The following is a 13,452-nucleotide window of genomic DNA, read 5'->3' as shown; positions in this document are numbered from 1 at the left end:
CGGGTTCCTCAGGCGGTGGCAGGGGTGGGAACGTCGGTGCTGTTGTGGGCGGTGGCCTGGCGCTGGCGCAGCAGGCGGTTGGCCACATCCAGCCAGGCCAGCGCGGAGGCTTCGATGATGTCCTTGCTGGTGCCGGTGCCGTCGTACTCCACGCCTTCGTGGCGCACGCTCAGGTTGGCCTCACCGCGCGCATCGGCGCCGATGCCGACGCTGTGCACGTGGTAGCTGTCCAGCATCAGCTGCACGCCGGTAGCGGCCGACAGCGCGCCGAACAGCGCATCGACCGGGCCATCGCCCTGCGCGGTCTCGGCCACGCGGTTGCCGTCCGGGTCGGACAGTTCGACCAGCGCGTTGGCGCGGCTGCCGACATCGCTGATGGTCATGGAGGCCAGGCGGTAGCCCTGCGCGTTGGAGCCGCCCTGCATCAACGTCTGCAGGTCGGCATCGGTGACCACGCGCTGCTGTTCGCACAGGCCCTTGAACTGCTCGAACACCAGTTTCAGTTCGTCTTCGTCCAGCCAGAAGCCCAGCGCACGCAGGCGCGCTTCAACAGCGGCGCGGCCACTGTGGCGGCCCAGCACCATCTGCGAGTCCTCCCAACCCACGTCTTCCGGGCGCATGATTTCGTAGGTGCCGCGATGGCGCAGCATGCCGTGCTGGTGGATACCCGATTCGTGGGCGAAGGCATTGGCACCGACGATGGCCTTGTTGCGCTGTACCGGCATGCCGACCAGGCGCTGCAGCAGCTGCGAAGTGCCGACGATGCGCGGGGTGTTGATCGAACTGTCCTGTTCGTAGAAGGCCTGGCGCACCTTCAGCACCATCGCGATCTCTTCCAGCGAACAGTTGCCGGCGCGCTCGCCGATGCCGTTGACGGTGCACTCGACCTGGCGTGCACCGCCTTCGATGGCGGCCAGCGAGTTGGCCACCGCCAGGCCCAGGTCGTTGTGGCAGTGCGCGCTGAAGATCACATTGGCGGCATTCGGCACGTCGGCGACGCCGGCGATGACCTGCTGGAACATCGCGCGGATCTCTTCCGGCGTGGTGAAGCCGACGGTGTCGGGCAGGTTGATGGTGGTGGCGCCGGCGGCAATGGCCACGCGCGAGACTTCGATCAGGTAGTCCAGCTCGGTACGGGTGGCATCCTCGGCCGAGAACTCGACATCGTCGATGTAGGAGCGAGCCAGCGAGACGTGCTTGCGTACCGATTCCAGTACCTGCTCGCGGGTCATCCGCAGCTTGTGCTCGCGGTGCAGCGGGCTGGTCGACAGGAACACGTGCAGGCGCGGGTTGGCTGCGGCCTCCAGGGCACGTGCCGAGGTCTCGATGTCGGCCTGCAGGCAGCGCGACAGCACAGCCAGGCTCAGGCTCGGGCGGCGCAGTTCGCGGCCGATCAGCGCCATCGCCTCGCGGTCGGACTGCGAGCTGGCCGGGAAGCCGGTCTCGATGATGTCCACGCCCAGTTCGTCCAGCGCACGCGCCATCACCAGCTTCTGCGGCGGGCTCATGCTGCAGCCGGGGGACTGCTCGCCGTCACGCAGGGTGGTGTCGAAGATGCGGATGCGCGGGGTGGTAATTCGTTCGATGGTGGTCACAGGGAAATCTCCTCGACAGCGGGTGCGGCGGCTTGCAGGGGGGAAGGGGAAGAGGTGGGGGACGCGAGGGCGCTGGCCTTGCCGGGCGAGCGCGGGGTTTCACTACGCCGTCGCCGTGGTTTGCGCGGCGGGCGCGGCCGGATGTCGGTGAGCAGGCCGGCCAGGACACCCGCATCGATATTCCCGCCGGACACCACCGCGCACTTGCGGCGGCCAGCGACACGGCGGCCTGCTGCCAGCGCCAGCGCACCGGCGCCCTCGGCGATGATGTGTTCTTCCAGTGCCAGCCGGACCAGGGTTTCACGCAGTTCGGCTTCGCGCACGATCACTACGTCGTCCAGCAGCGAGGTGCACAGGCGTCGGGTCAGGAATCCAGGGATCTTCACCCGCACGCCGTCGGCCAGCGAGGCGACGGGGGCGATCTCGCGTACGTCGCCGCGGATGGCGCGCGCCATTGAGTCAACGCCTTCCACCTGGGCACCGATCACGCGCACGCCCTGTGATTTCAGCGCCAGTGCAACGCCGGAGGCCAGGCCACCGCCGCCGATCGGCACGATCACCACGTCCGGTGCGTGCGCGGCCAGCTCGATGCCGACCGTACCCTGGCCGGCAATCACATCGGCGTCGTCGAACGCGGAAAGGAAGCGGTAGCCGTGGCGTTGTGCCAGTTCAACCGCGAAGGCGTAGGCCTCGTCATAGCTGGTGCCATGCTGGCGCACGGTGGCGCCCCAGTGAGCGACGCCGGCGATCTTGGTGGCCGGTGCGCCATGTGGCATCACGGTGATGGCCGGAACGTCCAGGCGGTAGGCCGCCCACGCCACGCCCTGGGCATGGTTGCCGGCCGAGGCGCAGATCACCGGCCGGGTATCGCCGCGCTCGCGGCCGGCCAGCAGCGCGTTCAACGCGCCGCGCACTTTGTAGGACCCGGTGCGCTGCAGGTTCTCCAGCTTCAGCCAGGTGCCGAAGCGCTCGGCATGGTGCAGCGGGGTAGGCGGCAGGAAGCGGCGCAGCCGGGCCTGCGCCGCCAGTACGTCGGCGACGCTTACGTCGCCGACATCGCTTTCCTGGCTGGCATCAGCGGCCGGCATGGGCCACCAGCGGGGTGCAGGCGACCGCCGCATGCGGGCACGGGCGGCGAAGAAGACGCCTCCGTACCGGCACCGTGGTCACTACGGTACGGGTGTTCATGCGGATGCTCCTTCCACGGCGGTGACCTGCACGGACACGCAGTCGTAGATCTTCTCGATCTGCCGGCACAGCGTTTCCGCCGGGCGCTGGCCATCCACCACCAGTTGCAGGTGCCAGCGGCCATCGTCGGCGGCCACCGGCGCACCGCTGATCGCACGCGGCGCGAAGCCACGGCGCTCGGCCATGCCGATCACGCGCAACAGCGCGCCTTCGGCCGGGTGCAGCACCAGGTCAAGCCGGTAGTGCATTGGGGATCTCCTGGCGGGCATGGGCGGGGTTGCTTTCCAGCATCGTGCTGTTGGCGGTGTTCGGTGGCACCAGCGGCCATACGTTGGCGCGTGCATCGATGGCCACGTGCAGCAGTGCCGGGCCGGGTTCGGCCAGCAGCGCGGCCAGGCCACCCTCGACGTCATCCCGCGCGTCGATGCGGGTGGCGGAAATGCCGAACACCTGCGCCAGCGCCACGAAGTCCGGGTTGTCGGACAGGTCGATCTCGCTGTAGCGCTCGGCGAAGAACAGCTCCTGCCATTGCCGCACCATGCCCAGCGAACTGTTGTCCAGCAGCACGATCTTCACCGGCAGGCGGCAACGCGCGATGGTCGCCAGCTCCTGCACGTTCATCATGAAGCTGCCGTCGCCGGACACCAGCACCACGGTGCGATCGGGGCAGGCGAACTGCGCACCCATCGCTGCCGGCAGGCCGAAGCCCATGGTCCCCAGTGCGCCACTGGTCAGGTGGTTGCGCGGGTGGTTGAAGCGGCAGTGCTGCGCCACCCACATCTGGTGCTGGCCGACGTCGCAGGCGATCACCGCATCGGCCGGTGCCAGTTCGCTCAGGCGCTTCAGCAGCGCCGGGGCGTAGATGTGCTGGCCCGGTGCGTCGTAGCGCGCTGCGAAACGATCGCGATGCTGTGCACAGCGCTTGCGCCATGCGTCCTGGTGGGCCTTGGGGGAGGGGAAGGCCGCACGCAGGGCGCGGATGGCGTGACCGACGTTGCCGGGCACGGCGACATCGGCGCTGCGCAGCTTGGAGATCTCATATGCGTCCGCATCGATGTGAACGACGCGGGCGAACGGTGCGAACTCGGCCAGCTTGCCGGTGGCACGATCGTCGAAGCGTGCACCCAGCACCAGCAGCAGGTCGCTTTCCTGCACCGCCATGTTGGCCGCGCGGGTCCCGTGCATGCCCAGCATGCCCAGCGACTGCGGATGGCTGGCCGGCAGTGCGCCCAGGCCGCGCAGCGTCATCACGGTGGGGATGGCACTGGCCTCGACGAAATCGCGCAGGTCCTGCACCGCATCACCCAGCGCGATGCCACCGCCGGCGTAGACCACCGGCTTCTCGGCCGCGGCCAGCGCGGCAATGGCTTCGGCAATGGCGGCCTCGGCCGGCGCCGGCGGTGGTTCGACGCTGCTGGGCGCATGGGCCGGCAGATGGCTGGCGTCGGCCAGCTGCACGTCCTTGGGCAGGTCGATCAGCACCGGGCCGGGGCGACCTTCGCGGGCGATCCGGAACGCATCGGCCACCACGCGCGGCAGGTCATCGACGCTGCGCACCAGCCAGCTGTGCTTGACGATCGGCATCGTCAGGCCGAACACATCCAGTTCCTGGAAGGCGTCGGTGCCCAGCAGCGGGGTGCCGACCTGGCCGGTGATGCAGACCATCGGTACCGAGTCCAGCATCGCATCGGCGATGCCGGTGACCAGGTTCGACGCGCCCGGGCCGGAGGTGGCCACGCAGACGCCCACCTGGTTGCTGGCGCGGGCGAAACCGTTGGCGGCCAGCGCCGCGCCCTGCTCATGGCGTACCAGGATGTGCTTCAGCGACGAATCCACCAGCGCGTCGTAGAACGGCATGATGGTGCCGCCGGGATAGCCGAACAGCGTGCGGACGCCTTCGGCCTCCAGCGCCTGGGTCAGCCAGCGCGCGCCGTTGGGCGGCGCGCTGCGGTGTGTGGAAGAGTTCATGGGGGAACCTTGCAAAGCGGGTGGGGGAGGGCCGCGCGGTTACGCGGCCTGTCCTTGCAACCAGACCATCTTGGCGCGCAGTTCCTTGCCCACCTTTTCGATCGGGTGCTCCAGGTCGGCCTGCTTGAACCTGTTGTAGTTCGGCAGGCCCGCTTCGTACTCGGCCACCCAGTTCTTGGTGAAGGTGCCGTCCTGGATGTCCTTCAGTACTTCCTTCATGCGTGCCTTGGTGCCGGCGTCGATCACGCGCGGGCCGCTGACGTAGTCGCCGTACTGCGCGGTCTCGGAGATGAATTCCAGCATGCGCGAGATGCCGCCTTCGTAGAACAGGTCGACGATCAGCTTCAGCTCGTGCAGTACTTCGTAGTAGGCGATCTCCGGCTGGTAGCCGGCTTCCACCAGGGTCTCGAAACCGGCCTGCACCAGCGCCGACGCACCACCACACAGCACCGCCTGCTCGCCGAACAGATCGGTCTCGGTCTCTTCCTTGAAGGTGGTCTGGATCAGGTTGGCGCGGGCACCGCCGAGGCCGGCCGCATAGGCCTGGGCATGCTGCGCGGCCTTGCCGCTGACGTCCTGGTAGACCGCCCAGATGCACGGCACGCCACGGCCGATCTCGTACTCACGGCGCACCAGCGCACCCGGGCCCTTCGGCGCGACCAGCACCACGTCCAGATCGGCGCGCGGCTCGATCATGCCGTAGTGCACGTTCAGTCCGTGGGCGAACAGCAGGCACGCCCCCTGCTTCATGTTCGGCGCCAGCACATCGTTGTAGAGCTTCTTCTGCACCATGTCCGGGGTCAGCACGGCGACCAGATCGGCGTCCTTCACCGCATCGGCGGGCGCGACCACGGTGAATCCATCGGCCTGGGCCTTGGCTTCGGTCGGGCCGCCCGGACGCAGGCCTACCACCACGTCGAAGCCGGATTCGCGCAGGTTCAGTGCGTGGGCGCGGCCCTGGCTGCCGTAGCCGATGACGGCGATCTTGGTCTGGGGCAGGTCGTTGGTGCTCATGGGGGAGGTTCCTTGCGGTGGGAAGAAAAAAGAACGGCCGGTCGTCGAGGTGACGTGCCGGCCGGTCAGGGGAAAGCGGTGGAGGGGGCGCCGCGCATCGCACAGGCACAGCCACCACGAGGCGCGGTGCTGCAGGTCCGGGTTGTTCGATGAGCGTTGGTCATGGTGGTTGCGTCTGAAACCAGGTTCTGAAATGAAAAAACCCGCACCGGGGCGGGTGCGGGTTTTTGAAGAGTTCCGGTGTGTCTGTTGCTTACACGCTGGCTCGTCCCGCACCTGTGGGTTGGGTAATAAGTACGAGCACAAGAATCGAACGCAGCGAGGCGGCGCCGATGGCGGCGGCTTCGATGTGGGTTCGCGGTGGCGTGTTGTGATGCAACATGCGATCGAGAGAAGCACAGGAGTTTTGGCGGTGTCAACCCTCACGACAGTTTTTTTATCGGTTTCCAGTGAGTCCAGCGAAATCGCTTGCGCCGCAAGGATGGTTGCCACTGAAAGTGTTTCAGTGAACCCGAATTCACTCCTTTCAACACGCTTTTTGCGCGGATTCCGGGTCGCTGTTCGCCATGCTGGGGCGGACCTTGGTCGGCACCCACCGAAAGGCCATCGCCCATGACCTCTGCCCGATACCGCATGAAGGCCGCAGCGGCGAAGATCGCGGAACCACCTTCCACCGGAACCCGACCGTGTCCCGACGCCTTGCCCGCTCCCTGCTCGCCGCCGCCGTGCTGGCTGCCGTGCCTGCACTGTCCATCGCCGCCGACCGCATCACCGGCCACACCTTCGCCACCCGTTCGGAGGTGATCGCCCCGCATGCGATGGCGGCTACCTCGCAGCCGCTGGCCACCCAGATCGCGCTGGACGTGATGAAGGGCGGTGGCTCGGCGGTCGACGCGGCGATCGCGGCCAATGCCGCGCTCGGCTTGATGGAGCCGACCGGCAACGGCATCGGTGGCGACCTGTTCGCCATCGTCTGGGACCCAAAGACGCAGAAGCTCTACGGCTACAACGGCTCGGGCCGCTCGCCGAAGTCGCTCACCCTGGCCGAGTTCCAGCGTCGTGGCCTGAAGGACATCCCGGCCACCGGCCCGTTGCCGGTGTCGGTGCCCGGAGCGGTCGACGGCTGGTTCGCCCTGCACGACCGTTTCGGTCGCAAGCCGATGGCCGATAACCTGGCGCCGGCCATCCGCTACGCCCGCGAGGGCCACCCGGTGGCCGAGGTGATCGCCTACTACTGGGACCGTTCGGTGCCCAAGCTGTCGCAGTACCCGGGCTTCAAGGAGCAGTTCACGATCAACGGCCACGCCCCGCGCAAGGGCGAGATGTGGAAGAACCCGAACCTGGCCAGCACCCTGCAGAAGATCGCCGACGGCGGGCGCGACGCCTTCTACAAGGGCGAGATCGCGCGCACCATCGGTGACTACTTCAAGGCCAACGGTGGCTACCTGAGCTACCAGGACATGGCCGACCACCACGGTGAATGGGTCGAGCCGGTCAGCAGCAACTACCGTGGCTACGATGTCTGGGAGCTGCCACCCAACAGCCAGGGCATCGCTGCGCTTCAGATCCTCAACGTGCTGGAAGGCTACGATTTCTCGAAGATCCCGTTCGGCTCACCCGAGCATGTGCACCTGTTCGTTGAGGCGAAGAAGCTGGCCTTCGCCGACCGTGCGCGCTTCTACGCCGACATGGCATTCCAGCCGGCGCCGGTGCAGAAGCTGATCTCCAAGGAGTATGCCGCGCAGCGCCGCGCGCTGATCTCGATGGACAAGGCCTTGAAGGAAGTGCAGCCGGGCACACCGAAGCAGCTGGAGGAAGGCGACACGATCTACATGACGGTGGCCGACGCCGACGGCATGATGGTCTCGTTGATCCAGTCCAATTACCGCGGCATGGGCAGCGGCATGGCGCCGCCGGGGTTGGGCTTCATCCTGCAGGACCGCGGCGAGATGTTCGTGCTGCAGAAGAACCATCCCAACGGATACGCACCGGGCAAGCGCCCCTTCCAGACGATCATTCCGGCGTTCATCACCAAGGGGGGCAAGCCGTATGCCAGCTTCGGCGTGATGGGCGGCGCGATGCAACCGCAGGGCCATGCGCAGATCGTGATGAACCTGGTGGACTTCGGCATGAACCTGCAGGAAGCCGGTGACGCACCGCGCATCCAGCATGAGGGTTCCACCGAGCCGACCGGCCAGGCCACGGCGATGACCGACGGTGGCGAAGTGAATCTGGAAACCGGCTTCCCATATGAAACAGTGCGTGCGCTGATGCGCAAGGGGCATCGCATCGTGTTCGCAGATGGGCCGTATGGCGGTTACCAGGCGATCATGCGCGATCCCGACACCGGGGTTTACTACGGTGCTTCGGAGAGCCGCAAGGACGGGCAGGCGGCGGGGTACTGAGGTTTCCCGGCCACCGGGCTGAGCCCCCTCGCGGCTGAGCGCTGGAGCAGGTTCATGCGCTGGGGCGTGCGGGTGGGAGTGTCGGGGGACGCCGTAAATACGTCCTTGTAGGCTTAGCCGCGCCATCCATGGCGCGGATACCCCCGCCACTCCCACCCGCACGCCCCCCGAAAATTTCCGTGCGCGTCAGCCACGGAAGAGAAGGAAGAAGATCAAGAGCAAAGGCAACAGCAACAGCCGCGCGCTGTGGGTTGGGGTCGGATCCGTTTTCCGAAGGAAAACGGATCCGACCCCTTCTTGTTTTCCGATACACCTGATCCACGCATGGCGTGGATCTACTGCCGTCACTGGGAGATCGTCGGAGGCGGGGAGGGGGCAGATGGCGGGACCGTCCACGGCATGGATGCCGTGGCCGAGCCTACAGGGACGTACTTGCGGCGTGTCCCGCCATCTGCCCCCTCCCCGCCAAGCAAGCAGAAGCCCAGAGCCGCCTTGGCTTCTGCACTTGCACTTGCACTTGCTTGAAAAAGCGGTGCAGCCGCAGGCTGCAAAACACCCTCAATCCTGATCGTGCGCGCGTGCGGCCTCGGCCTGCGTCTCTTCCTGCGCCGCCATCTCGCGTGCGATCCACGCATCGATCATGTGCCGCTGGCGCTGCGCCTGCCGTCGCTCACGCGTGTACTCCTGGTCGAGCACGCGGTACAGCGCCACCATCACCAGCACCATCAGCAGCGCGAATGGCAACGCCGCAATCGTGATCATGCCCTGCAGTGCATCCAGGCCACCGGCCAGCAGCAACGCCGCTGCGATCAACGCCACCGCGATGCCCCAGGCCAGCTTGCGCTTCAACGGAGGATCGCCTGCTTCGTCAGTGGACATGCTGGCCAGAACCAGTACCGCCGAGTCGGCCGAAGTTACGAAGAAGATCATCAGCAGTACCAGTGCGATGCACGACAGCAACAGCGGCAGCGGCATGCTGTCGAACAAGGTGAACAGCACCGTCTCGTAGCCATTGCCCAGCGCCTGCACCAGGTCGGCATGGCCGAAGATCTGCGCCCACAGCGCGGTGCCGCCGAACACCGCGAACCAGAAGAAGCCCAGCAGCGTCGGCGCGAGCACTACGCCGATCACGAACTCGCGTACGCTGCGGCCGCGCGAGATGCGTGCGATGAATGAGCCCACGAACGGTGCCCACGAGATCCACCAGGCCCAGTAGAAGATTGTCCAGTCCGCCACCCAGGTGCTGCCGGAGAACGGTGACATGCGCAGGCTCATCGTCACCAGCTGGTTGAGGTAGGAGCCCAGCGTGGTGGTGAACGTATCGAAGATGAAGCCGGTCGGCCCCAGCACGAGCAGGATGGCTGCCAGCAGGGCAGCCAACGCCAGGTTGAAATTGGACAGCCACTTCACACCCCGCTCCACGCCACTGGCGGTGGACGCCATATACAGCACGAAGGCGACGGCAATGATGGTCATCTGCACTGGGACGGTAGCCTGCACGCCGAACACGCGCTCGATGCCGGCGGCGATCTGGATGGTGCCGAAGCCCAGCGTCGTCGCGACACCGATCGCGGTGGCGACCACTGCAGCGATGTTGACCACCCGACCGATCCAGCCGCGATGATGGCGGCCGATGATCGGCTGCAGCATGTCGCTGACCAGGCCACGGCCGTTGCGGTTGAACTGGAACCAGGCCATTGCCAGCCCGATCAGCGCGTAGATGGCCCACGGGTGCAGGCCCCAGTGGAAGAATGCATAGCGCATCGAGGCGCGTGCCGCATCCAGGCTCTGCGGAGCAAGCCCTTCCGGCGGCTTGCTGAAGTGCGAAATGGGCTCGGCAGCGCCCCAGAACACCAGGCCGATGCCCATGCCGGCGGCGAACAGCATCGACATCCAGCTGGCCCGCGAGAACTCCGGCTCGGCGTCTTCGCCACCGATGCGCAGGTTGCCGAAGCGTCCGAAGGCCAGGTACATCAGGAACACCAGGGCCAGGAACACCACCAGCAGGTACAGCCAGCCGATACCGCGGATGAGTTCGCCGAGGATGCTCTGCACCACGGTATTGAAGGGGCCAGGTGCAATACCGGCAAGCAGCACCAGCATCAGAACCAGTGCGATGGAAACACGAAACACCATGAAGGAGCTTCTCCGATCAAGGGATTGAGGGGAGCGAGCAGAGCTTGCAGCGAAGGGCCGGCGGCATGCAGCGCGAACCGGGCAGGGGCCGCGTCGGCGGCGAAGGAAGCATCGGTCGCGGGAGCGCGACGGACGTGCACGTTACTGAACGCGACGTCATGGTTCTGTTAACGAATAGCGATTGGGGTCAGATCCGGAAGCGGGCGGTCTATGCTCTAATGCACGCCAAGAAGCGGGGGTACCGAGGCCACGTGGCCACGGTTGAGACAGTCCCTTGGAACCTGATCCGGCTCATACCGGCGTAGGGAAGCTTTGCAATGCAGCCGTGCCTGGACTCCGCCCAAGGACCGTCCGGGCGCGGTCGCAGTGCGCCGCCGCTTCGTCCCTGACCTTCCTGGACGATGCCCGATGAACGCACAGCTCTCCGCCCTGCAGCAACAGGCCCAGCAACTCTCCGAATCCGTGACCCGGCCCATTCCCGGCTCGCGCAAGATCCACGTGCCCGGTTCGCGCCCGGATCTGCAGGTGCCGATGCGGGAGATCGCGTTGACCCGCACCCCGACGCTGTTCGGCGGCGAAGAGAATGCACCGGTCACGGTCTACGACACGTCCGGCCCCTACACCGATCCGGACGCGCGTATCGATCTGTCCGCCGGGCTGCCGGCACTGCGTCGCGGCTGGGTGGAGGAACGTGGCGATACCGAGCAGCTCGAAGGCCTGAGTTCGTCGTTCGGGCGTGATCGCGAGCACGACCCGAAGCTCGCTGCCGTGCGCTTCCCCGCCCGCAGCCTGCCGCGCCGTGCACGGGCAGGCGCGAACGTCACCCAGATGCACTATGCGCGGCGCGGCATCATCACGCCGGAAATGGAATTCGTTGCCATCCGCGAGAACCAGCGGCTGGAGACGATCCGCGATGCGGGCCTGCTGCAGCAGCACCCGGGCGAGGCGTTCGGCGCCGCGATCCAGAAGATCATCACTCCGGAGTTCGTGCGGGATGAAATCGCGCGCGGCCGCGCCGTGCTGCCCAACAACATCAACCATCCGGAAAGCGAGCCGATGATCATCGGCCGCAACTTCCTGACCAAGATCAATGCCAACATCGGCAACAGCGCCGTCTCCTCGGGAATCGCCGAGGAGGTAGAGAAACTGGTGTGGGCGATCCGCTGGGGCGGTGACACCGTGATGGACCTGTCCACCGGCAAGCACATCCATGAAACCCGCGAGTGGATCATCCGCAACTCGCCGGTGGCGATCGGTACGGTGCCGATCTACCAGGCGCTGGAGAAGGTCGACGGCCGCGCCGAAGCACTGACCTGGGAGATCTTCCGCGACACACTGATCGAGCAGGCCGAGCAGGGCGTGGACTACTTCACCATCCACGCCGGCGTGCTGCTGCGCTACGTGCCACTCACCGCCAAGCGGGTGACCGGCATCGTCAGCCGCGGGGGCTCGATCATGGCCAAGTGGTGCCTGGCGCACCACAAGGAGAATTTCCTGTACACGCATTTCGAAGAGATCTGCGAAATCATGAAGGCCTATGACGTGACCTTCTCGCTGGGTGACGGCCTGCGTCCGGGCTGCATCGCCGATGCCAATGACGCCGCGCAGTTCGGTGAGCTGGAAACGCTGGGCGAGCTGACGAAGACTGCCTGGAAGCATGATGTGCAGACCATGATCGAGGGTCCCGGCCACGTGCCGATGCAGCTGATCAAGGAGAACATGGACAAGCAACTGCGTGAGTGCGGCGAGGCGCCGTTCTATACGCTGGGGCCGTTGACCACCGATATCGCACCGGGCTACGACCACATCACCAGCGCGATCGGCGCGGCGATGATCGGATGGTTCGGCACGGCCATGCTCTGTTACGTGACGCCGAAGGAGCATCTCGGCCTGCCCAATCGCCAGGACGTGCGCGACGGCATCATGGCCTATCGCATTGCCGCGCATGCAGCCGACCTGGCCAAGGGCCATCCGGGCGCGCAGGTTCGCGACAACGCATTGAGCAAGGCGCGCTTCGAGTTCCGCTGGGAGGACCAGTTCCACCTTGGCCTGGACCCGGAGAAGGCCAAGGAGTTCCATGACGAGACGCTGCCGAAGGATGCGCACAAGCTGGCCCACTTCTGCTCGATGTGCGGCCCGCACTTCTGTTCGATGAAGATCACCCAGGACGTGCGTGACTACGCCGAGGCCGGCATGAAGGAGAAGTCGGAGGAGTTCCGCGCGGCTGGCGCAGAGGTCTACCACCAAGGATGACGAGTAGCCGGGTGCCGGCCGCTGCCCAGCAGCCGGTTGTGCAGGGGCCGGGAAGCGTGCTGGCCAGCGGCCGGCACCACCGCTCATCACGCCTCTCCCGGCTATGCTCCGCGCATCACCCTGGGGAAAGGACACCATGCCTGTTGCCATGACCACCCGTTGGCTGGCCATCGCCCGCCGTCATCCTTCTGCCTGGCTGCTGGGTGCCCAGTTGATCGCGGTGCTGCTGTACCCCGCGCTGGACGACACCGCTGCCGGCCGCGCGGCGCTGGGCATGTTCGGCATGGCGGTACTGGGCCTGGCGCTGTGGGTGGTGCAGCGCAGCCCGCTGGGCACCTGGCTGGCACTGGTGCTGGCCATCCCGTCGGTGGTGTTCTCGCTGGCCGGTGCATTGCTCGACCGCAGCGCATTGCTGACCACCGCGCAGTTGCTGGAGAGCCTGCTGTACTTCTACACGGCCGGCGCGCTGATCACCTACATGCTCCAGGACCACAAGGTCACCCGCGACGAACTGTTCGCCGCAGGCGCGACATTCACCTTGCTTGCATGGGCATTTGCGTTCGCATTCGCGGTATGCCAGCAGTGGTACCCGGGCAGCTTCCAGGGCACCGGCGGAGGCGCGCAGCGCAGTTGGATGGAGCTGCTTTATCTCAGCTTCAGCTTGCTGTCTGGCGTCGGCTTGAGTGACGTCGTGCCGTTGCATCCACAGGCACGCGCACTGGTCATGCTGGAGCAGTTTTCCGGCGTGATGTACGTGGCTTTGGTGGTTTCGCGGCTGGTCGGATTGACCATGTTGCGGCGCATGTGAAAATGAACGCCAGATAAAAATTTCGCGCCCGAAAGGGCGCGAATGATGTCGCAAATTATGTGAATTCGTCGGCGAGAGAGAGCCT

9 protein-coding genes and 1 riboswitch are annotated in these 13,452 nt (G+C 66.2%); of the genes, 3 read left to right on the top strand and 6 right to left on the bottom strand.

Annotated elements, in window-relative coordinates; genetic code table 11:
• Positions 1–8 precede the first annotated feature (8 nt).
• The 5 genes from AC10QF_RS10520 to ilvC form a co-directional block, all read right to left on the bottom strand.
• On the bottom strand, positions 9–1,595 hold the full coding sequence (locus AC10QF_RS10520; protein WP_197577121.1) for a 2-isopropylmalate synthase: 1,587 nt from the start codon (positions 1,593–1,595) through the stop codon (positions 9–11).
• Positions 1,592–2,683 (bottom strand): threonine dehydratase, encoded by a 1,092-nt coding sequence (locus tag AC10QF_RS10515; protein ID WP_053499063.1) that lies wholly within the window; start codon positions 2,681–2,683, stop codon positions 1,592–1,594. The genes AC10QF_RS10520 and AC10QF_RS10515 overlap by 4 nt, the downstream gene beginning before the upstream one ends.
• Positions 2,684–2,779: 96 nt before the next feature.
• Positions 2,780–3,031: an ACT domain-containing protein gene (locus AC10QF_RS10510; RefSeq protein WP_494542151.1), complete on the bottom strand. Its 252-nt coding sequence runs from the start codon at positions 3,029–3,031 to the stop codon at positions 2,780–2,782.
• Positions 3,015–4,751, bottom strand: a complete 1,737-nt coding sequence (ilvG, locus tag AC10QF_RS10505; protein WP_005419106.1) for an acetolactate synthase 2 catalytic subunit — start codon at positions 4,749–4,751, stop codon at positions 3,015–3,017. Before ilvG ends, AC10QF_RS10510 begins: the two co-directional genes overlap by 17 nt.
• Positions 4,752–4,790: 39 nt before the next feature.
• Positions 4,791–5,765, bottom strand: coding sequence for a ketol-acid reductoisomerase (gene ilvC, locus AC10QF_RS10500; protein ID WP_053499062.1), 975 nt, complete (start codon positions 5,763–5,765; stop codon positions 4,791–4,793).
• Between the two features lie 686 nt (positions 5,766–6,451).
• Here ilvC and ggt point away from each other — a divergent pair.
• A complete protein-coding gene (gene ggt / locus AC10QF_RS10495) occupies positions 6,452–8,170 on the top strand; it encodes a gamma-glutamyltransferase (RefSeq protein WP_053499098.1) in 1,719 nt (572 codons plus the stop codon).
• A gap of 558 nt (positions 8,171–8,728) precedes the next feature.
• On the opposite strand, the gene AC10QF_RS10490 is transcribed toward ggt, so the two are convergent.
• A complete protein-coding gene (locus AC10QF_RS10490; protein WP_494542150.1) occupies positions 8,729–10,306 on the bottom strand; it encodes a BCCT family transporter in 1,578 nt (525 codons plus the stop codon).
• Positions 10,307–10,530: 224 nt separating this feature from the next.
• Positions 10,531–10,632, top strand: a riboswitch (TPP riboswitch).
• A gap of 82 nt (positions 10,633–10,714) precedes the next feature.
• Between AC10QF_RS10490 and thiC the strand changes: the two genes are divergently transcribed.
• Both thiC and AC10QF_RS10480 read left to right on the top strand, forming a co-directional pair.
• Positions 10,715–12,559, top strand: coding sequence for a phosphomethylpyrimidine synthase ThiC (gene thiC / locus AC10QF_RS10485; protein ID WP_494542149.1), 1,845 nt, complete (start codon positions 10,715–10,717; stop codon positions 12,557–12,559).
• Positions 12,560–12,695: 136 nt separating this feature from the next.
• Positions 12,696–13,367: an ion channel gene (locus tag AC10QF_RS10480; RefSeq protein ID WP_494542148.1), complete on the top strand. Its 672-nt coding sequence runs from the start codon at positions 12,696–12,698 to the stop codon at positions 13,365–13,367.
• Positions 13,368–13,452: the final 85 nt, after the last annotated feature.

It is taken from the genome of Stenotrophomonas maltophilia complex sp. Om-AH-Sm3 (assembly GCF_059337855.1).
The sequence above is the reverse complement of the archived record's forward strand: the minus strand, read 5'-3'. Positions and strand labels throughout refer to the sequence as shown.